The sequence below is a fragment of the Pelosinus sp. UFO1 genome (assembly GCF_000725345.1).
Taxonomy (GTDB): domain Bacteria; phylum Bacillota; class Negativicutes; order DSM-13327; family DSM-13327; genus Pelosinus.
This window is the reverse complement of the sequence record NZ_CP008852.1, coordinates 2,001,900-2,023,467: the sequence shown is the minus strand read 5'-3', so window position 1 is coordinate 2,023,467 and position 21,568 is coordinate 2,001,900. Positions and strand designations below refer to the sequence as shown.

16 protein-coding genes are annotated in these 21,568 nt (G+C 38.3%); 1 reads left to right on the top strand and 15 read right to left on the bottom strand.

The genetic code is table 11. The features are described 5' to 3' along the window. Positions 1 to 41: 41 nt before the first annotated feature. The 11 genes from UFO1_RS09300 to UFO1_RS09250 form a co-directional block, all read right to left on the bottom strand. Positions 42 to 1,373 carry a nucleobase:cation symporter-2 family protein gene (locus tag UFO1_RS09300; protein WP_038670181.1) on the bottom strand — a complete coding sequence of 444 codons (1,332 nt, stop codon included), beginning with the start codon at positions 1,371 to 1,373 and terminating at the stop codon, positions 42 to 44. Between the two features lie 73 nt (positions 1,374 to 1,446). Continuing rightward, entirely contained in the window at positions 1,447 to 2,772 is a 1,326-nt protein-coding gene (gene ssnA, locus UFO1_RS09295; RefSeq protein WP_038670179.1) for a putative aminohydrolase SsnA, read from the bottom strand. 21 nt (positions 2,773 to 2,793) lie between these two features. Beyond that, positions 2,794 to 4,011 (bottom strand): diaminopropionate ammonia-lyase, encoded by a 1,218-nt coding sequence (dpaL, locus tag UFO1_RS09290; protein WP_038670177.1) that lies wholly within the window; start codon positions 4,009 to 4,011, stop codon positions 2,794 to 2,796. 345 nt (positions 4,012 to 4,356) lie between these two features. Beyond that, complete coding sequence (gene ade, locus UFO1_RS09285; RefSeq protein WP_038670175.1) at positions 4,357 to 6,069, bottom strand: adenine deaminase; 1,713 nt, start codon at positions 6,067 to 6,069, stop codon at positions 4,357 to 4,359. A 19-nt stretch (positions 6,070 to 6,088) separates the two neighbouring features. Then, on the bottom strand, positions 6,089 to 7,435 hold the full coding sequence (locus UFO1_RS09280) for an NCS2 family permease (RefSeq protein ID WP_371256681.1): 1,347 nt from the start codon (positions 7,433 to 7,435) through the stop codon (positions 6,089 to 6,091). A gap of 140 nt (positions 7,436 to 7,575) precedes the next feature. Then, positions 7,576 to 8,082, bottom strand: coding sequence for a xanthine dehydrogenase subunit XdhC (gene xdhC / locus UFO1_RS09275; RefSeq protein ID WP_051788882.1), 507 nt, complete (start codon positions 8,080 to 8,082; stop codon positions 7,576 to 7,578). Continuing rightward, complete coding sequence (gene xdhB / locus UFO1_RS09270) at positions 8,082 to 8,960, bottom strand: xanthine dehydrogenase subunit XdhB (protein WP_038670173.1); 879 nt, start codon at positions 8,958 to 8,960, stop codon at positions 8,082 to 8,084. Before xdhB ends, xdhC begins: the two co-directional genes overlap by 1 nt. Before the next feature lie 14 nt (positions 8,961 to 8,974). Continuing rightward, complete coding sequence (xdhA, locus tag UFO1_RS09265) at positions 8,975 to 11,257, bottom strand: xanthine dehydrogenase subunit XdhA (RefSeq protein WP_038670171.1); 2,283 nt, start codon at positions 11,255 to 11,257, stop codon at positions 8,975 to 8,977. A 448-nt stretch (positions 11,258 to 11,705) separates the two neighbouring features. Further along, positions 11,706 to 13,454, bottom strand: a complete 1,749-nt coding sequence (locus tag UFO1_RS09260; RefSeq protein ID WP_038670169.1) for a sigma-54-dependent Fis family transcriptional regulator — start codon at positions 13,452 to 13,454, stop codon at positions 11,706 to 11,708. Between the two features lie 42 nt (positions 13,455 to 13,496). Further along, a complete protein-coding gene (gene yqeB, locus UFO1_RS09255; protein ID WP_038670167.1) occupies positions 13,497 to 14,294 on the bottom strand; it encodes a selenium-dependent molybdenum cofactor biosynthesis protein YqeB in 798 nt (265 codons plus the stop codon). 241 nt (positions 14,295 to 14,535) lie between these two features. Beyond that, positions 14,536 to 15,864 carry a 5'-deoxyadenosine deaminase gene (locus UFO1_RS09250; protein WP_038670165.1) on the bottom strand — a complete coding sequence of 443 codons (1,329 nt, stop codon included), beginning with the start codon at positions 15,862 to 15,864 and terminating at the stop codon, positions 14,536 to 14,538. Between the two features lie 153 nt (positions 15,865 to 16,017). Here UFO1_RS09250 and nudC point away from each other — a divergent pair, with 153 nt between their 5' ends. Continuing rightward, the gene (gene nudC, locus UFO1_RS09245; protein ID WP_038670163.1) at positions 16,018 to 16,812 is read left to right on the top strand and encodes an NAD(+) diphosphatase; all 795 of its coding nucleotides are present in this window, start codon (positions 16,018 to 16,020) and stop codon (positions 16,810 to 16,812) included. A gap of 54 nt (positions 16,813 to 16,866) precedes the next feature. Here the strand turns inward: nudC and UFO1_RS09240 are convergent, their stop codons facing one another. The 4 genes from UFO1_RS09240 to UFO1_RS09225 all read right to left on the bottom strand — a co-directional run bounded on the left by UFO1_RS09240 (position 16,867) and on the right by UFO1_RS09225 (position 21,562). Continuing rightward, positions 16,867 to 17,940, bottom strand: coding sequence for an ABC transporter ATP-binding protein (locus UFO1_RS09240; RefSeq protein ID WP_038670161.1), 1,074 nt, complete (start codon positions 17,938 to 17,940; stop codon positions 16,867 to 16,869). A 2-nt stretch (positions 17,941 to 17,942) separates the two neighbouring features. Beyond that, entirely contained in the window at positions 17,943 to 18,641 is a 699-nt protein-coding gene (locus UFO1_RS09235; protein ID WP_038670158.1) for an ABC transporter permease, read from the bottom strand. A 9-nt stretch (positions 18,642 to 18,650) separates the two neighbouring features. Then, positions 18,651 to 19,526 (bottom strand): substrate-binding domain-containing protein, encoded by an 876-nt coding sequence (locus UFO1_RS09230; protein WP_236639368.1) that lies wholly within the window; start codon positions 19,524 to 19,526, stop codon positions 18,651 to 18,653. Positions 19,527 to 19,612: 86 nt separating this feature from the next. Further along, a complete protein-coding gene (locus UFO1_RS09225) occupies positions 19,613 to 21,562 on the bottom strand; it encodes a molybdopterin biosynthesis protein (protein WP_038670155.1) in 1,950 nt (649 codons plus the stop codon). Positions 21,563 to 21,568 lie beyond the last annotated feature (6 nt).

Below are 21,568 nucleotides of genomic sequence, written 5' to 3'. Positions count from 1 at the left end.
AAACTAGCCTCCTCCAACAGCATAATACTACATCATTAAGCTTAATTTCTAACGCTCTTTTTTATAATAACACTGTTATTTTGTGTTCCATTTAACACTAAGTTTAATATAATGGCTGCAATGCTACCTGTAGTAATACCGCTATGTAAAATTACTTGCAACCAACTGGGAAAATTATGATAAAAATTAGGAACTGCTAACGTAATCATACCCAGTCCAAGGCTGATTCCGACTACCATAATATTATGAGTTCCATTAAAATCAATTTTGGCAAGTGTTCTTATACCGCTTGCAGCAACCATGCCAAACATGGCAACACCTGCACCACCTAACACCGGATTGGGAATTGCCGCAATAACGGCTGCTAATTTAGGGAACATCCCTAATATTATTAAAATAACGCCAGCAGCAGCCACAACAAAACGACTCCTAACCCTTGTCAACCCTACCAACCCCACGTTTTGGGCAAAAGCTGTGTATGGGAAACTATTTAATATGCCGCCTAACATAGTAGAAAAACCATCTGCCCGTAAGCATCTTGTAAGATCATTTTCACTAATCGGTTTATCAACAATTTCACCAATAGCGATACAGTCACCTGTTGTTTCCGTCATGACTACTAGCATAACCAATACCATTGCAGCAATAGAAGCTAAATCAAAAGTGGGTACTCCAAACCAAAAGGGCGTAGTAACACTGATCCAGCCAGATTGAGAAACTTGTTCTAGATTAACCATTCCCATGAAAAATGCCACTACTGTACCTGCAATTAGCCCTAATAACACTGCAATATTACTCATAAATCCCTTAAAATAACGGTAAAATGTTAACACTAACAACAAAACAAAAAGTGCAAGTCCAATATACTCTATACTAGCAAAATCCTTAGCTGCTGGGTTACCCCCTCCGGCCCATCTTACTGCCACCGGCATGAGACTAATACCAATGATGGTTATGATACTTCCAGTTACAACTGGTGGAAAGAAACGAATTAGGCGACTAAAGTAAGGACTAATAAAATACGTGACAGCACCTGCTACAATTATGGAGCCATAAATTGCTGGTATTCCATGAGTTTGACCAATAATAATCATCGGGGTGACAGCAGCAAATGTTACCCCTTGCACCATTGGAATACGAATACCCATGTTCCAAAAACCGATTGTTTGAATGAGAGTAGCAATTCCACAAGTAAATAAGTCAGCATTAATCAGAAAAATAAGTTGTTCTTTGCTTAACCCTAAAGCATTGGCAATAATAAGAGGAACAGCTACAGCACCAGCATACATTGCTAAAACATGCTGCAAACCATAGGTAAATAGTTGGCCTACCGGCAACATTTCATCTACTGGATGACATCGGTCTTGCGCCATTTTTATCACTCCATTATTTTCTTCTGTACATACTTACTGTTATAGAAAAAGCATTTTATTCAAACATAATATTTTATAAACGATTCCATAATTTAGAACTTAACTCTCGTGCTTTAACACATATTTCTTTCTCATCAAGATTCACTAACTTCCGATCCTTCATTAAAACCTGGCCATTGATTATCGTTGTTACTACCCCTCGACCAGACATGCCAAACAAAATATGCCCATTAACGTTTGTCTCGTTTAAATCTGTAGGGGGATCATAATCTACTACAATAACGTCTCCGTAACAGCCAGCAGCTAATTTACCAATGGGCCGTGAAAAATAACTCATAGCAATCTTTGGATTATTTTCAAATAGCATGTTTGGTACTTCACCCCAAGCTACACTTGGGCTTTTTCGATCATGTTTATGTAAAAGATTAGCGACCTTGTAAGATTCAAACATATCAGTGGTATAGCCATCTGTACCTAAGCCTACGACAATGCCCTTTTCCATTAAAGTAAGAATAGGAGCACAGCCTACTGCATTACCCATGTTCGATTCTGGATTATGAACTACATTCGCATCTTTAGTTTTTAAAATCTCAATTTCTTTTTCATTGATATGAACACAATGAACTGCGATGGATTTCTCTCCAACCATATCATACTCAGCCAATCTTTCTATTACCCTTTTTCCATACTTCCTTTCAGCATCGACTTGATCAGCAGCATCTTCTGCTACATGCACATGAAAACCTGCTTCTGCCCCTGAAATAACCCTGGAGCATTTGTTAAGAGTATCATTACTCAACGTCATAGATGCATGCAGACCAAACATACCTCGCAGTAAATCATCCTGACCTTTGGCAAATTTAATAAATTCAATGTTTTCTTGTATTCCGTCTTCCATAATTTTGCTGCCATCACGATCAGATACCTCATAACATAGCGAACTACGAATCCCAGCTGCCTTAGTTGCTTTTGCCATTTCAAATAAACTCCCCCGCACTACACCTGGGCTAGCATGGTGATCAAAAATCGTCGTCGTACCATTTTTAATACAATCAATTAGTACAACCATTGCGCTATAATAGATATCTTCTATGGTTAATGCTTTATCTAATCTCCACCATAATCTCTCTAAAATTTGCACAAAATTTTGTGGCGGCGCCTCTTTTGAAGACATCCCCCGGGCAAAAGTACTATATAAATGCATATGAGTATTAATCATCCCAGGCATGATAACTTTATCTTGAACATCAATAAATTCGGCACCAGGATATTTTTCACGCATTTTTTGCGTCGGACCAATTTCGATAATTATAGTATCATTAATTACAACGCAGCCATCCCCTAGATAAGGCTGATGCCTATCGCGCGTTATTACTCGCCCATTGCCAATCAACAGCATATTATCACCTCACTAGTTTTTTTACTCAATTACAGGACATTCGCCATCCCAAACAACGCTACGATATTTCTCGGGATCAGTGTCTCCTTCTGTACTAAAAAGAAGTATTCTTGCGTTTTCATCAAGACCTAACTTATTTTTCATTTCTTTCAACTTATCACTTGTCATTATAGTTGCTAACAATCCTGCGGTAACGGCGCCTGATTCTCCTGAGATAAGGCGACTATCTTCTTTCAGCGGATTTGCTAACATACGCATTCCTTTTGCCGCCACCCAATCAGGACAGGAAACAAACATGTCACTATAATCTCTTAAAACATTCCAGCTAATGGTGTTGGGTTCGCCACAGGCCAAACCAGCCATAATCGTAAAAAGATCTCCTGTAACAATATGTGGCTGACCATCGTTTGCCAAAACCGACTGGTATAAGCAGTCTGCTTGGTTTGATTCAACAATGATAGTTTTAGGACGTTCTTCGCCAAATACAGAAGCAAAGTATCCTTGCACGGCACCAGCTAGTGAACCAACACCAGCTTGAATAAAAATATGTGTTGGCTTATAGACTTTCATTGCCTGCAACTGTTCTAAAGCCTCGACTGCCATAGTGCCATATCCTTGCATTATCCAAGCAGGTATTTTCTCATACCCCTCCCAGGCAGTATCTTGAACAACTACCCAGCCAAATTTTTTGGCATTTTCTGATGTCATCCGTACAGCATCATCGTAATTAAATTCAGTTATGTAGGCCTCTGCACCCTCAGCCTTAATATTGTTGAGACGTATGATGGATGATCCTTTCGGCATATATACTACTGATTTTTGTTTTAATCGATTCGCAGTCCAAGCTACACCTCGACCATGATTTCCATCCGTCGTTGTAGCAAAAGTAATATCTCCCAACTGATTACGTATTTCAACTGATACCAATGTTTCATAATTTAATTGACTAATTTCTTGCCCCAACTGCTCAGCTAAATAGTTAGCCATGGCAAACGATCCACCAAGTACTTTAAATGCATTTAACCCAAAACGAAAGGATTCGTCTTTTACATATATCCCTGCGACTCCTAAATGCTTTGCCAACTTTTCTAAACTACACAGTGGCGTCGGACTGTATTCAGGAAAACTGGCATGAAAACATCTAGCCTTTTGGATTTCTTCTTGATTTAAAAAATCAATTGAGACTTTCTCTTTTTCCTTTACCATTTGATTGATAGTCCATTTAATGCTCTGCTCCATATTTGCACCTCTACTCCACTATTCTGTTATACTTATATTGCAATTAGCGTGCCAATTACCAACTATTTCTTACAAGACTATTAATAGTTGGTTGCCTATATATAATCCTAGATTTTTAAGTAAAGTACAGGCAAAAAAACAGACTAAATAAAACCTCAATTTATAATCCCAATGCACTTTTTATCAAATTGATATTGTTTATCAAATTGATAAACATGAAATTCTTAATAGTATAAATAAAACCTAGAGCATTTTATCATTTTAATAACATTTTCATTGGATTAATCAATTTCATATTGATTAAAAAATAAAGGCGGGTAATCCGCTCTTATTTTTATTACATTTTTAAATTGACACTGGAACAACTGCAAACTTATTTACATCCACTAATCCTTTATCCGTTAATTTTAATGATGGTATCACAGGTAAACTCATGAAGGCTAACGTCATAAAAGGATCATAATTAGGATTTACTCCAAGGCCACGGGCAATATTATGCAAATCAGTTAACTTTATATGAACAGTATAAAGATCTTCTTCTGACATTAATCCAGCTAAAGGTAAGGCTAATGTTCCTAACACCTTTCCCTCATTTACAATAGCGATACCTCCGTGCATTTTTTCTACTTCTTGCACCGCCATAATCATGTCATCATCATCACTGCCAATCACTACTACATTATGTGAATCGTGGGCCACGGTAGAGGCAATCGCTCCTGCTGACATCCCTAACCCCTTAACTAAGCCCACACCAACATTTCCTGTACCATGATGGCGCTCAAATACCGCCAATTTCAAAATATCATTATCCCTATCAGGAACAAATTCCCCATTGATCACCGGCACCTCTATTACGAGAGAAGCGGTAATGAGTTGATGTGGAATGAGACCAATTACTCTAGCCACTCTTGAACTAGCCTTTATTTTTAATTGTACAGGACTAATATTTCCTAAGTGCATTGTATTGCATATTTTCTTATCATTCATTTTCAAAACATTAAAAACACTTTTACCCTTTGTGGCTACTATTTGTCCTTCTTTATAAACCAGAGTAGGAACCCAGGATATTAAATCATCAAACACTAGTAGATCAGCATAATAACCAGGTGCAATGGCTCCTATATCTTTCAGATTAAAATAGGTTGCTGGATTAATAGTGGCTATTTGTAATACGGTTGCCAAATCAATTCCTGCATCAATGGACATTTTCACCATATGGTTAATATGACCCTGGTTAATGAGATCAGCAGGGTGCCGATCATCTGTCGCAAACATACAGCGCCTAGCAGTATAACCATTAACCATCGGTAATAGATTCAGAAGATTTTTAGCAGCCGAACCCTCACGCAGCATAATATACATTCCCTGTCTTACTCTTTCTATTGCTTCTTCAGGAGTTACACACTCATGGTCTGACCCAATGCCAGCAGCAATATAAGCAGTAAGTTTATTACCTGAAAGCTCTGGTCCATGGCCATCAATTAACTTACCTTCAGCCAGCCTTATCTTCGCAAGTGTGTCTTTATCTCGCCTTAGAACTCCAGGGAAATCCATTAGCTCTCCAAGTCCTAATACTCTAGAGTGATTTATAAACCGAGCCAGTTCTTGTACGGTTAAATTTGCACCTGAGGTTTCTAGGTTAGTCGCAGGTACACAAGATGGAAGCATTATAAAAATATGTACAGGAAGTTCCTCGGCAACGTCCAAAACATATTCAATACCTTGCTCCCCGACAACATTTGCAATCTCATGAGGATCGACAATAAGGGTAGTCGTCCCCATCGTAACGACTACCTTAGCAAATTCTCTAGGACTAACCATCGAGCTTTCCATATGAACATGTCCATCAATAAAGCCAGGTGTTATGAACTTTCCAGTCATGTCTATCTCTATTTGACCCTCATATTGACCAATACCAGCAATGTAGCCGCCTACGACGGCTACATCACCCCTATCAAATTTTCCAGTAAACACATTGAAGACTTGTGCATTCTTTAACACTACATCAGCAGGAACATGGCCTTGGGCTACAGAGATTAATTGTTCTATTGGTTTCATTGTTATCACCTTATTCCCCTTAATGAAGACGCATATAAAAATTAACTAAAAATGCAATACTAACTGCCCACATAATCCAACTAACATCTTTTGCCCGCCCCGTCAATGCTTTGACAAAAGTATAACTGATAAAGCCAAACGCAAAACCGTTAGCAATACTAAAAGTCAACGGCATCATAATAATTGTCATGAAAGCTGGGAAGCCATCGGTAAAATCTTCAAAACTAACCTGGCTAATTTCTGCCATCATTAAAGCTCCTACTAGGATTAGGGCTGGAGCTGTTGCAAAGCCTGGTACTAAGCCGATTAAGGGCGCAAATAATAGTGATACAACAAATAATAGTGCTACAGTTATGGCTGTCAGTCCTGTTTTGCCTCCTTCAGCAATACCGGCAGCACTTTCTACATAAGAAGTAACAGTGGAAGTACCAAAAATAGCGCTACCAATTGTGCCTACAGCATCAGTAGTCAATGCCTTATCTAAATTCTCAATTTCTCCCTTGTTATTCATTAGTTTTGCTTTGCGAGTTAAGCCAATTAAAGTTCCCATATTATCAAACAATTCCACTATAGTAAAAGTAAAAATAATTGAAAAAATACCATATTCCCAAGCACCGCCAATATCCATTTGCATAAAAGTTGCGCCCATACTAGGGAATTGGAAACTCATAATATCTCCTATAGCCTTTGGGGTAGGGACTACACCAAAAAACATTCCCAGAATAGTAGTCGTAAGAATACCAATTAGCATGGAACCTTTTACACTCCGAGCCATCAAGACTGCTGTCAAAATTAAACCTATGCAGGATAATAAAGGCTCTATTGTTGTTAATTTCCCAACTGTGACAAAAGTTGCTTTATCGGCAATAATGATACCGGAGTTTTTTAAGCCGATAAAAGCAATAAATAAACCGATACCAACACCAATAGCACATTTTAAATTCATTGGTACCGCCTTAATAATAGCTTGGCGGATTCCACCCATCGTTAATATTAAAAATAATAGACCCGAAAAGAATACTGCTCCTAAAGCGACTTGCCAAGGAAGATGCAACACACCAACCACATAATAAGCAAAAAAAGCATTAAGCCCCATACCAGGTGCTACTGCAATAGGATAATTAGCCCATAAGCCCATGAGTAAAGTAGCCATAGCCGTTGCATAAATCGTAGAAGCAATCGCTGCTTCTTTAGGAATTCCAGCATCAGCCAGAATATTGGGATTTACAAAAATAATATAAGCCAATGCGACAAAAGTAGTTATACCAGCTAGTATCTCTGTTTTAATGTCCGTCTTTTTCTGACTAAGTTTAAAAAACTGATCTAAAAAACTCTGTTTGGTTACCATACTGGTGGGTATCATCATAAAACCTCCCCAAGTATACTTTTCGAACCAACTGATACGAGCTTCTAAGAAAGTAGTCTTTCAATGTCTTTTCTTTCTCCCTCCCCTTTAGGTACCCTCTATATAAAATGTTTTTCGCCTGCATATAGATGGTATCTAGTTTACTTATGACATTTTCCATGACACTCCGAACCGTGTTTGTTTGCGGGTTGTAAAGCCTTTTCTGCTGCAAGCATAATATTATGATAGCCTGTGCATCGGCACATGTGCCCTGACAACTCTTTTTTTATTTGCTCCTTTGAAAACACTTTTCCACTTTCAAGCATTTCTGTAGTAGACATCACAAATCCCGGCGTACAAAACCCACATTGTACAGCTGCCTCATCAAGGAAACTCTGCTGTACCTTAGACAATTTTCCTTCTTTCGCTTCTCCCTCTATGGTTCTAATTTCCTTACCATCCGCCCAAACTGCAAGATAGATGCAAGTATCAAAGGCCACATTATCAATAAGTACAGTACAAGCACCGCACTCACCAACAGAACATCCCTTTTTTACACCCGTCATATGAAGTTTGTTTCTCAAAACATCCAACAAGGACTCTCTTACATCTACTTCAATAGTGATTTCTTTACTATTAATTTTAAATGTAATTTTTTTTAATTGCATTATTGTTCACCTCCGGCGTTTTTAAAAGCCTGCCTGAAGGCTCTTTTGCTCAACTCTTCTACTAACTGTAATCTAAAATCCTTAGAGGCACGCCAAGAAGTTCTTGGATTAACTTCTTTTAGAGCAGTTTTCCCTACTTTTTCTATTAATTCTTCCGTAAAAAATTCACCTTTTATTAGCCGTTCCGTCTCGGTACAACGCATAGGAACAGGAGCTGCTACACCTAAAGCCAGCCTAAAGTCTTCAATTTGATGTATGCCCTTTACTTTACAAAGAGCAACACAACCTAATGTTGCTATATCCATCGCATTACGCATTGCATATTTTATATAATGTCCACCATATCCTCGATAATTGTCAGGTGTAATAAAAATGGCTGTTAGTATTTCTTCATGCTGTAAATCAACTTTACCTGGTCCTTTATAGAACTCTTTAATCAAAACAGTACGTACGCCATCCGGCCCTTGAATCTCTAATCTTGCATTAAAAGCAAATAAGGTAGAAGCACTATCAGCAGAGGTAACCCCATTACAAATATTACCGCCAATGGTCCCAATGTTACGAATCTGTGGACCGCCAACCATATCTACAGCCTCACCTAAAACAGGGATAAATTGCTGAACTATAGGATGTTTTGAGATTTTGCTAAAACTAGTACCTGAACCAATAACAATAGTTCCATCTTCTAACATAGAGACACCACTTAGTTCTTTTATGCCATGAATACTAATTAAATGAGCATCATGCATTCGACCTTCATGTAGCTTAATTAACACATCACTGCCACCCGAGATTAGCGTTGCATTCGGGTTGGCTACTAGTAATTTTATAGCCTCCTCAATACAAGAAGCTTCTTCGTATGCTATTATGTCATACATTCTCTAATTACCTCCTACAGTAAGCCTGTAGACTTAAATTTTTCAAACAAGCGCTGTGGATTCATCGGAACTTCATATAATTTCACACCTGTGGCATCATAGATTGCATTACGAATGGCAGGAGCTGGTGATATAGCAGGCGGTTCCCCTAGAGCCTTATTACCATATGGCCCTGTAGGTTCATAGGTTTCTATAAAAGCCGTACCAATTTCAGGTGTATCTAAGGTCGTCATCAGTTTATAGTCAAGAAGATTACTATTTAATGGTTTTCCTGTTTTAGAGTCAAATAACATTTGTTCATACAACGCGTACCCTAGCGCCATACTCACTCCCCCATGAACTTGAGCATGGGCTAATTTAGGGTTAATGAGTTTTCCTGCATCATGTACATTATAGATTGCAAGAACCTCTACCTTTGCTATCGGAATATCAACTTCGACTTCAACAAAGGTACAACCAAAGGCTAAAGCGTTCGTTCGAGCATTATTCGTGACATCCGCAGTAATGGGTGCGGCAAATACAGCGTCATAATAACTATCTAATGCCACGTCGGCAATCGACATTACTTTTTCTCCGTTATGTATATAAACAACCCAGCCATCTACAAGAGTGAGCGCACTTGCTGGTATATCCGTCATTCCCCAAGCATAATTCAATACTTTCATTTTTATTTCTTCTGCCGCCTTCTTAACAGCCATACCAGAAACATAGGTCTGCCTTGAAGCATAGGAGCCTGTATCGAAAGGTGTAATATCTGTGTCTTGAGTAGAAACCACACTAACCATATCCATTGGTATTCCGATAGTTTGGGCTGCCATTTGAGCAAAAATTGTATCACTACCCTGACCAATTTCAGTGGCACCTATCTGTAACTGAATAGAACCATCTTGATTTAGAATAATTCTGGCACCTGCAATTTCTAGCCCAAAAGGATAGGTCCCAGTTTTGTAACAAAAACATGCCATCCCTAAACCACGTCGTTTTGATCCTGTTTGTTTCAGCGAATTCGCCTTTTTTTCATCCCAGCCAATTAGTTTTTTACCCAAAGCAATACATTCATCAAGTCCATTACTACGGGCAGAAATACCAGTTAGAGGGTCTACGTATCCTTCCTTGTTACTATTTTTTAAACGAAACTCTATAGGATCTATCTTAAGTTCTCTAGCAATATCCTCCATATGGGATTCCAACCCAAAGGTAACCTGAGGAATTCCATATCCCCTCATAGCACCCGCAGCAGGTAGATTGGTATATACAGTAGTTGCTTCTCCTCTAATTGCTTTTTGACTATAGAGGTGCCTAAATTTAGTAAGACAATTAGAAACAATCGAGTGTCCGTGAGAAGCATAAGAGCCATTATTCGAAATCGCCTTTAGTTCGCGAGCGAGGATGGTACCGTCTTTCGTTACGCCTGTTCTAAATTTAAATGTAATAGGATGGCGCACCCTAGAGGCTATAAAGGTTTCCTCTCGAGAAAACTCAAGTTTTACGGGCCTTCCATGCACAACCGTTGTTAAAAAGGCGACAAGAGGCTCAACAACTACATCCTGTTTGCTACCAAATCCTCCACCAATGTAAGGTTTAATAACACGCGCTCTTCCCCATGGAATTCCTAGCGCTTGGCCGATAATCCTTCGACAAATATGGGGGATTTGTGTAGAGGAAACTACGACAATTTTGCCGTTCTCATCTATATAAGAATAAGCACTATGATTTTCCATAGCGCAATGTTGTACCATACTTGTTACAAATTCATCTTCAAAAACATAATCAGATTCTAAAAAAGCTTCTTCCAGCTCTCCTAGGCAAAAGTCAGTTTTTTTTATGATATTTTTAGTTCCTTCATGAATTTCAATAGCACCTTCTTCTAATGCTTCCGCGGCAGTTAAAATAGGTTTATATTCCTCATATTCAACTTCGATAAAACGTAAGGCTTTTTCAGCTGTCAGTTCATCTACGGCAATTACGACTGCAATCTCATCCCCGTATAGACGTATCCGCTGGGTTAAAAGATGGCGGTCAGCCACATCCTGATGTTTTGGATCTTTACTATAGGGATGACCGGCTGTCGGGAATGTATGTTTGGGAACATCTGCAAAAGTTATAACCGCCTCCACACCGGACATTGCTTTTGCTTTACTGACATCAATTCTTTTTACCCATCCATTGGCAATTGTGCTACGAAAAATTTTCGCGTGGAGCATATCCCTTTCAAAAAAATCATCTACATATTTTGCTTTACCGCATACTTTAGCAAATCCATCAATTCTAGGAAAATCTTTTCCTACACTTTGCATGGGTCATCACTCCTTTTTCGTAACAAAAAAGTATCTAACCATCGGAAATGAAGATTTTCTATTTAGTTAGATATATTGCAATAAGTATGCCAGTATTTATAGACTTGAAAATTCTATCTTTATATATTTAAACATTGCCCCAGCAGGCTAAAACACAAGAATAAAAAAGTGCTAGACTAGAGTAATACTGAAACGATGCCACCACAAAAGTTGCGTCCATCATTTGCTTCATAAAGTCTATTACCAAAATGATATTTTTTATCATTATGATAAGAAATATCATTTTACTCGTTTCAGTCCTTTATCTATTGCAAAAAACTCTAGACTTAGCTGTGGCAGTTGTATATTAGGTATTATCATTTTGAGATTATCTAGATCAACTAGGAATTAACGAGGAAAATAGTGCCATCTTTAGCATAGTATTAATTCTACCGATAGAATATACCAGTTATAATCTTTCATTTAGTTTCCGATATAAAGTCGCTATACCAATCCCTAACTGTTTTGCAGCGATTTGCTTTCCTTTCGTATTATCACCATAAAAAGCAATTGCCTTCATAATGTGTTCTTGCTCTACTTCTCGTAAAAGACGAATAGCCCCCTCATTACCTTGTCCCCTAGAATTTTTGTATTCTCGAATATTACGCGGCAGAGTTTCCTTTGTTAAGACCCCTAAATCATCTGCCATATTAATCATAAACTCAATGGTATTTTCTAATTCTCGTACATTACCAGGCCAAGGATACCGCATTAAGATCTCCATGGTGGCCTGGTCAATTGTTCTTACTTCCTTATGAAATAAACCACAATATTTGGCCATCGTGTTTGTCACAAGCATATGAATGTCTTCTATTCGCTGGGCAAGAGATGGTACTTCAAGAGGTATGACATTCAATCGATAGAATAAATCCTCACGGAATTTATTCTCTTTAATTAAAGCTTTCAAGTCCTTATTTGTAGCGGCAATCACACGAACATCAAAGGAAATTAACTGATTCGATCCAATTCGCACTAATTTTCGTTCTTGTAACACTCGTAGCAACTTAACCTGTAAGTATATTGGCATATCACCAACTTCATCCAGAAAGATAACGCCTTTATTAGCGAGTTCAAACTTACCAATTTTCCCACGAGGATCTGCTCCTGTAAATGCGCCTTTGATATAACCAAAAAGCTCACTTTCCAATAAAGTATCTGGGATAGCTCCACAGTTTACAGCAATAAATGGCTTAGTGCTTCGATTACTTTCAGCATGAATTGCCCTTGCTACTAGCTCCTTTCCCGTACCGCTTTGACCGGAAACTAGTACTGTAGAATTAGAATCAGCTACTTTGCGAATTTTATTTTTCAATTGTTTGATTGCTTCAGATTCGCCGATAATGTTTTCTAAACTAACGGACTTAGCCACATTTGTTAAACCGTATATATCTGATTTTACACTTTTCATTTCATTAAAAATAAAAATTTTATCATACACTGCAAAACCAGGAGATACCGTCTGTAAATCCCCCATTAATTTAAACTTCTTTTGAGCAATAGTAACTTTATACTCTTCTACACCTAACATAGAGTCCCCAGTAGATTCTATGGCTACCTTCTCATTGATACATGCTGAAGTTAGTTGTAGTTGTTTTACCGCACTGTTATTGATCTGAATAATTTGGTTGTTTTGATTTAAGATAAGAACACCTTTGTCTACATTATTAATCACATGCATTAATAATGTCGTAATAACCTGATCTCGTTCTCTTTCACGCTGTTCATATGCTTTAGCACTTATAAATTCGGCAATCTGCAGTATAAATAATTGATAAAAGTCTATATCATCTAATAGCTTTTCTTTTTGTTCTTCATTAAAGCAAATCAAACCAATAACACCAATAATTTCATCATTTAACTTAATCGGAGTACATAGCTCCATCTTCTCCTCGCAACGTCCTTGTTTGGGACACAAGGTACAGAAAATATGCTCTCCAGGCTTTTCAATCAACTGGGTTTTTCCTGTAGCGAGAACTTGCTTATAGACAAAACCTTCTTTAGACATATCTATATTGATCTGGTTATTATAAATTCCAGTGCCAGAGATTCGAAATAAATTAGCATCAACAATCTCCACATCCATTTTAATAACATGGGAGATAACTTTTCCATACTGAATGACGACATCCTGAATTTCTTGCAAAATTGTTTTTTTCACAACAGCCTGCCCCCATTATTCATTTCTCTGCCCCTTTTATCATTACATCTTTTTTTCTAATTCTAATTGCATCAAAGCTTCTAAGACGCCACCGCCAATTGCTCGCGCTTTATCCGAAATAGAAAAACAATGTTGTTGTACACATCTAGCATCAATATCTCCAATTTTCATACCTGCTTTAACAGTAAGGCCATCTTGTATAAGTCCCCTTAAGATACCAGAAATTTCTGCAATAACTGGTTCTTTATTCACGTGAGCCACAATTTCCCCTGCTACTACGTAATCTCCAATTCTGCTAATACCTTTAAAAACCCCTTGGCAAGGAGCTCGTAAAATTCGTTCCCGGGTATAACCTCCGATTTCCCCAGGTATTCCTGTATCAGGTAAAGCCTCTCCTTCTATAATAACTCTACCTAAATCATGACCTCGCATACTTTCCACGACAGCATGTACATCAAGGCCAGCAGTAAATCCAGGCCCTATTCCTACTACAGCAGGGGCATCAGTTATTTGAGTACCAAGATTCTTTTTTGCCAATATAGCATCGACAATTCCCCACGGTTTAAGTACATTCGTAATGCTACTTTGTGGATCAACTACTACAGGGATTTGCCCTTGTTTAACTACTTCTAAAGAATTTTCCATTGAAGTGTTTACAGCCACAACATTTTCTACAATAACCTGACCTGAGAAAATAGCTTGCGCAAAAGCAACGGTTCTTCGAATGACCGTAGGCTGTGCTAATTCAGTCATAATTATAGGAAACCCACTACGAAATAAGCGACAAGCTATACCTGTCGCTATGTCACCAGCCCCCTTGATTACGATAAGTCGCTTCATAACAAAACCTCCTACGTTGATTATTAACATAATATAAAAATACTTGTATAAAATTTCAAATGATAAAAATACTAACTCTTATGAGGTTGTCACTAAGTAAATAGATACTATAACTCTTATTCCACATATTACCTTTTTTTCCTTCGTATGATTCTCTATTACATAATTATACTACTCCCTTTCTAATAGAGAAAAGCCATATCCAAAGGATATGACTTCTTTCTAAATGAATTTATGTAAATTAGAGAACTCCAGCCCTCTCACTAACTCGTTTTATTGCAATATTTGATTTTTGAATAACTTGCGCCTCATCCATTGTCATCAAACAACCTTTTTCATATACAATTTGGCCGTCTACCATAGTCAATGTTACATCGTTTGCTTTGGCCTGATAGACTAATTGTGCATATATATTACTGCTTTCCCAAGGGGAACAATGTAATTTACATAGATCAATTATAGCTATATCAGCTTTTTTGCCTATTTCTAAAGAACCAACTTCTTTTTCCAGTCCCATAGCTTTAGCGCCTGCTACAGTAGCCATTTCGAATGTTTGCCATGCCGGCATAGCAGTAGGACCATAAATAGGTTTTTGAATTAAAGCAGCTGTGCGCATTTCGATAAATTGATCCAAATTATTATTACATGGAGCACCATCTGCCCCTAATGATACATGTATTCCTCTCTTTAGCATTTCTGGAATGCTTGCAATACCTGATCCAAGTTTAAGATTGCATGACGGGCAATGAACCACTTTTACCTTCTGTCCTTCAAGAATAGAAAATTCTTCATCATCTAGCCAAATACAGTGGGCCAAAATTAAATCCTCATTCGCCAGACCTAAATGATTCAGATACACAATATTGCGCATATTGCGTTCCGCTTGAACAAGAGCAATTTCTCCTTTGTTTTCTGAAGCATGAGTATGTACTTTAACCTTATATTGTTTCGCTAATTTAGCAACTTCTAGTAATAATCCTTCAGTACAAGACACTACAAAACGGGGTGCAAAGGCGTACTGTAATCGCCCATTCCCTTTTCTATGCCATTTTTCAAGTAAATCAATACTTTGTTGCAAGGAATCATTACTATTCTCCATTAAACTTGCAGGCACAGAGTTACCACTGTCCATCATACACTTACCGCTTACTGCTCTTATTCCTGAATCCAAAATAGCCTGAAAGGCTGATTCCGTATGGTGTACTGTCTCCATATCAATGATTGCTGTCGTCCCACCGCGAAATAACTCACCAATGCCAAGTAAAGCGGACCAATAAACAGATTCAGAATCATGCGCACCTTCCAAAGGCCATATACGCAGTTTTAACCAATCCATTAGTTCTAAATCATCCGCCTGGCCCCGAAATAGAGTTTGGCACAAGTGAACATGGGTTTGAATGAGTCCTGGAATAATAATTTGGCCCTTTACATCTATAATCCGATCTGCCTTTACATCAAGTTGTCCAATGTCTTTAATATAAGTATCTTCAATTAATATGTCACCCTGTACAATTTCACGATTAGAATTCATTGTCACAATCACAGCATTTTTTAACAAAGTGGTTGTCATACAATTCCCTCCTTAGTAAAATCTACTACCATCCCTAAGTATACCAGTGAATCATACTGAAATAAACTAGCCAAAAATTTCGTCTCCATTTTATTGAAATTTGTGATAGTATAATACCTGTACTCTATAATGAATGCTAAGGTGGTAGATAAAATGACTTTGATAAACGCTTACTGGTTTTTATTTTATAATGACGACCTTCTTATTAAAGAAGAAGAAGGTCTAACAACTATTTTAACCACATCGGATCTAACAACAGTACAGTTACAGCCCACTAATGCCCAGTGCATAGGTACGCTTCACGGAATGGAATGCTATGTTGCAACTTTAGATAACGAAAGCATACCTACTGTCGGGTTTTCATTAAAGAAAGTAAGACAGCTTTACGGAAATATGGAAGAAGAATGTTTTTGGTTTGCTTGTCGGGCTTTTCACATTACTAATTGGATGAGAACAAGTAAATTTTGTGGTTGTTGTGGGAGCACAATGACGGTATCTACCGATGAACTGGCTATGAAATGTGTACAATGTGGTCATATTGTATATCCTCGTATTTCTCCAGCCATTATCGTTGCTGTCATTAAGGATAACCAAATTCTCCTGGCACGCTCCAATCGATTCCCACCCAATCGTTATAGCGTTATTGCCGGATTTGTTGAGCCAGGAGAATCACTAGAAGACTGCGTACAACGGGAATTAAAAGAGGAAGTTGGTGTAGAAGTACATTCTATCAGCTATTTCGGTAACCAACCATGGCCTTTCCCTGACTCTCTTATGATTGCGTTTACCGCTCAATGTTCAACCGAAGAAATAACCATTGATAATCAAGAAATCGTTGATGCTGGTTGGTTTTCTGCACATAATCTCCCAGATATACCCGACAAACTTAGCGTAGCGAGAAAATTAATTGACTGGTTCGTGGAAAACCATCAACATAACCCAGCTTAAAGAGAGTACAAAAATACCCAAGTTAAAATAACTTGGGTATTTTTGTACTCTCTTCTAAATCAAATGCACTTCAGCTGGATCGAATGTTAATTTAATTTTATCGTGAATATGAAGATTGCTCGTAATATGACTGCGAGGCAATCTGGCTGTTACATTATCTTTGCCTATTTTGACAATGACCTGATACGCTCCTAATCCTGGTATGATTCGTTCTACTACTCCTTCTAATTCAATCCACTGCTCCTGCTGCCCCGGAAAATTTCCTTCGCAAAGATAAAGAGAATCCCCAGGCAGGCAGCACGCTGTGACAGAATCCTTAACTTCCCCATAAAGGGCGAAACAAGTTCCATTGGTCAATTTTATTAATCTGTTTTGATCATTCATTTCTATGTGACAAGGAATAATATTATCCATGCCTACCAATTTTGCTACTTGTTGATTAATCGGCCTACGAAGTATAACCTCTGGTTTGTTATCTTGTACAATACTACCAGCAAACATTACAATTACCCGTTCAGCAAATTGCAGCACATCTGTAAAATCATGGCTAACCAATAGTACAGATATTCCTTTTCGCTCAACTAGTTGTCTTATCTCTCCTATCATCTCTTCACGTGTGGCCTTATCTAAAGAGGCAAAAGGTTCATCTAATAGTAACAGTGTTGGAAGGGTTACTAAGGCACGGGCAATAGAAACTCGCTGAGCTTCCCCTCCAGACAAAGAACGAGCCGGCCTATTTGCCAAATGATCACAACGAAAATCGGCTAATGCCTGGTACACGCTCTGCCTTATTTCACTTGTCGCCATCCCACGAAATTTTAGCGGTAAGGCTACATTGTTAAATACAGTATCATTCAAGAGCAATGCATCTTGAAATACCATGGCACATTGGCGACGTAAAGTAGTTTTATCCACCTTATTGCTATCTTTCCCAAATAACTGTATTTTTCCTTGGTAAGAATGCAATAGATTAATAACTTGTAAAAGAGTACTCTTACCGGCACCATTTGGCCCAACTACAGCTACTAATTCACCATGCTTCATTTGAAAATTATCAATATTTAGCACTTTCTTACGTGTTTTTCGATCCACATTTACGTGCTGCATATCCAATATACACTCATTCATCCTTATTCACTCTTTCCCTTATGCTGCAAATAAGTCAACATAACTACAATACTATACGCAATCAATAATAGAATCATACTAATTGCTAAAGCCAAATCATAGTTTCCCTTACCCACTTCCATAACAGTCGCTGTCGTCAACACTCTTGTTTGCCCCTTAATATTGCCCCCTACCATCATAGAGGCCCCTACTTCCGAAATCACGCGACCAAATCCAGCAATTACAGCGGCCATTAAGCCTAGACGTGCCTCTTTAATCAAGAGCCAGCTTGCTTGCCAGCGAGTAGCCCCTAGAGATATAAGTTGCCAACGCAGTTTTGGATTAAGACTAACAATAGCAGCAAAGCTCAAACCAATCACAATAGGAGTCGCAATAATGGCTTGGGCTATAACCATCGCTAAGGGTGTATACATGAGACTTAGTTCTCCCAAAGGTCCATAGCGCCATAAAAATAAGCTAACAACTAAACCAACTACTACAGGCGGGAACCCCATCCCAAAATTAACGATACTATTGACGGCCTGCTTGCCATAGAAATCTTTTAAAGCTAACCACAAACCTATAGGAATTCCTATTAGTACACTTATGGCTGTTGCTATACCAGATACTCTAATCGTAAGAATTGCAACCTCTAGGACTTCACTATCACCACTGAGCAGAAGTTGCAATCCTTGGATCAATCCTTTGACAATCATATCCATAAATTTCCTCTATAGCCCAAAATCCTTTTCTGTTTTACCACCATCGGCAAAAAATAATGGCTGTCCAAATTTCTCTTTACCAAATCCTGCAATCAACCCTTGACCTTCACTTGATAATAAAAATTCACTAAATGCCTTAGCACCTACATTATTTACTTTAGAAAATTTCTCTGGATTTACTTCCATTACGTGATAAATATTAAGCAATGTGGCATCGCCTTCTACTAGAATTTGCGAAGAAAGATTTTTCTTTTGTGCCAAATAAGTAGCCCGATCACTTAAGGTATAACCTTGTTTTTCATCTGCAATTTTTAGAGTTTGCCCCATTCCTGAACCAGCTTCTTGATACCAGGCTCCAGATGGTTTGATCCCTACTAATTTCCATAAACTCTTTTCCATTTTATCTGTTCCAGAATCATCACCACGAGATACAAACACAGCTTCTTTCTTACCAATTGCTGTCAAGGCATCCTTAGCCGATTTCCCTTTCATCTGTGCAATATCATTCGTTGGCCCCACGATGATAAAGTCATTATGCATTACCAAAATACGATGAATAGCTGCGCCACTATCTACTACCTTTTTCTCTGCAGCTGGCGCATGGACCAATAATACATCAGCCTCGCCTTTTTCCCCCATGGCTAACGCTTGTCCAGTGCCAACAGCAATTGTTTTTATTTTGTACCCCGTTTTCCTCTCAAAAGCGGGAATTAGAATATCCAGCAACCCACTATCTTGTGTACTTGTTGTAGTGGCCAATATTACATCCTTATTTACAATTGTTTTCCCAGCATTCGTCTCTGTCTTTGATGGAGCATTTCCACACCCGATAAAAAAAATAGTTGTAACAATAAGTAAACAAACACCGATAAACTTACGCATCATATTCCTCCTACTTTGTATATAATTCATTATTTAGCCCTTGAATAAGTGCATAACGCGGTAGATGAAGCTGTTTCGCTACACTAAGTTTAATTTTCTTTAGAAAAGTGAATTAGCTTTCCTGCATCGCGTAGATCATAGCCACCTAAGGATTCCACCTCATAGCGAAATTCTGGAGACTGTAAAATATCTATGATGATGTTCATATGTTCATCATCAGTAGAAAAATTCAAAATCAAATCATATTGTTCTTGTGATACAGGTATAAAATCTAGCCCTAAAGCGTGCGCTGCTGCCTGAACACCGAGCCCAGTATCTGCTGCTCCTGCTATCACCGAAGCTGCCACAGCCATATGGGTTCCTACCTCTTTTTCATATCCACGTATTTGACTGGACTGAATTGTACTTTTTTTGAGCTCATAATCAAGTAACATTCTTGTACCCGAGCCACGTTGTCGATTGATATAAGTAATTTCAGGCCTTGTCAAATCTTTTAATCCTTCTATCCCTTTTGGATTATTCGGTAAAACCATGAGCCCTTGCTGCCGCATAGCAAAATGAACTAAATGCAAATTTTTATTGGGCAAGTATTTTTCCATTTGAGCCATATTGTATTGCCCAGTTGCTTCATCTAGCAAATGAATCCCTGCAATATGGGCTTCATTATTAGCGATTGCCATAATTCCTCCCATGCTCCCAACATTAGCGCATGATAAATATACACTTTCCTTACGTCGTCTCAAAAAAACACCTAATAATTCTAAGGCCAAATCATGACTGCCAACTGCTAGAATTGTATTGGCTGGTTTTGCTTTGTGTAATAGGTTTACAGGCAACACAGTCCCTGCTGCTATTCCTAAATTACCTTGTCCAACACGAATTATACCTTGTGCTTTAGTCAATGAAGATATTAAGCCTGCGCCACGGCTTAGAGGTGCAGCCACCATTTTGCCTTGTACATTTCCAACCGATACCCTTACGTATTCTTCCACACCAAGAGTAGAAGCTACTTGCTTAACTAATGCTGCCTCTATTTTATCCTCTTCGTATGGTGGCAGTTTTTGCCTTGCAACTAAAATATTCCGAATAAATAACTCAGCTGTTAACATGGCGGACACAGGATATCCCGGTAAACCAATCACCGGTTTTCCTTGACAGATTGCTAGGATAACTGGCTTTCCTGGCTTTATTGCCACACCATGCACTAACACTTCTCCTAGCTCGGATAGAACTGTCGAAGTATAGTCTTCCCTGCCTGCAGAGGTACCAGCATTTACAATAACCATATCATTAACTTGTAAGCTAGCGAAAATTGCTCTTTTAATTCCATGAATATTATCTTTAACAATATTCATCCGAACTGGCTCGCCTCCCCATTCGGCTACTGCCGCAGAAAGCATATGAGAATTAACATCTAAAATGACACCAGGTTTTAATTCTTTACACGTAGCAACAATTTCATCACCAGTTGGAATTACAGCTACTTTAGGTTTACTCAAAACTTCGATTTTTTCTACTCCTGCAGCTAATAGGGCTGCAATATCAACAGGCGAAATTACGTGGTGCTCAGGTAGTACTAATTCATTCGCAACAATATCCTCACCAATAATGCGTACATGCTGCCACGGTGCTACGGCTGCAATAATTTCCGCCCCACCATCTACAAAGTATACATCTTCCACCATTACCACTGCATTTGTACCTAGTGGCATTAGATCCCCAGTATCAACTACATAACAACAGTCAGATAAAAAAGTTTGTTCTTCAGTAAGTAGCGTAAGACGTTTCGGTTCATTCTCCTGGGCACCAAAAGTATCTGACGCCCAAACAGCAATTCCATCCATAGCTGCACCATTATAATGAGGTACAGATTGTTTTGCGTAAATAGAACTAGCTGTCACTCTCCCTCTTGCATCTCCTACCAATATAGTTTCCCTAGGAAGATTTTTGAAAAAACCACACTCTGTTAATTTTTGATACCACAATTCTTGCGCTTGCTCTCGCTGCAAACAATTCAGATATGCTTTATTCTTATGCAAGTTTTT

Bases quoted from the DNA above. Each gene is read 5' to 3' on its own strand.
- UFO1_RS09300 (WP_038670181.1), bottom strand. From the start codon at position 1,373: ATGGCGCAAGACCGATGTCATCCAGTAGATGAAATGTTGCCGGTAGGC.
- ssnA (WP_038670179.1), bottom strand. From the start codon at position 2,772: ATGCTGTTGATTGGCAATGGGCGAGTAATAACGCGCGATAGGCATCAG.
- dpaL (WP_038670177.1), bottom strand. From the start codon at position 4,011: ATGGAGCAGAGCATTAAATGGACTATCAATCAAATGGTAAAGGAAAAA.
- ade (WP_038670175.1), bottom strand. From the start codon at position 6,069: ATGAAACCAATAGAACAATTAATCTCTGTAGCCCAAGGCCATGTTCCT.
- UFO1_RS09280 (WP_371256681.1), bottom strand. From the start codon at position 7,435: ATGATGATACCCACCAGTATGGTAACCAAACAGAGTTTTTTAGATCAG.
- xdhC (WP_051788882.1), bottom strand. From the start codon at position 8,082: ATGCAATTAAAAAAAATTACATTTAAAATTAATAGTAAAGAAATCACT.
- xdhB (WP_038670173.1), bottom strand. From the start codon at position 8,960: ATGTATGACATAATAGCATACGAAGAAGCTTCTTGTATTGAGGAGGCT.
- xdhA (WP_038670171.1), bottom strand. From the start codon at position 11,257: ATGCAAAGTGTAGGAAAAGATTTTCCTAGAATTGATGGATTTGCTAAA.
- yqeB (WP_038670167.1), bottom strand. From the start codon at position 14,294: ATGAAGCGACTTATCGTAATCAAGGGGGCTGGTGACATAGCGACAGGT.
- UFO1_RS09250 (WP_038670165.1), bottom strand. From the start codon at position 15,864: ATGACAACCACTTTGTTAAAAAATGCTGTGATTGTGACAATGAATTCT.
- nudC (WP_038670163.1), top strand. From the start codon at position 16,018: ATGACTTTGATAAACGCTTACTGGTTTTTATTTTATAATGACGACCTT.
- UFO1_RS09240 (WP_038670161.1), bottom strand. From the start codon at position 17,940: ATGAATGAGTGTATATTGGATATGCAGCACGTAAATGTGGATCGAAAA.
- UFO1_RS09235 (WP_038670158.1), bottom strand. From the start codon at position 18,641: ATGGATATGATTGTCAAAGGATTGATCCAAGGATTGCAACTTCTGCTC.
- UFO1_RS09230 (WP_236639368.1), bottom strand. From the start codon at position 19,526: ATGATGCGTAAGTTTATCGGTGTTTGTTTACTTATTGTTACAACTATT.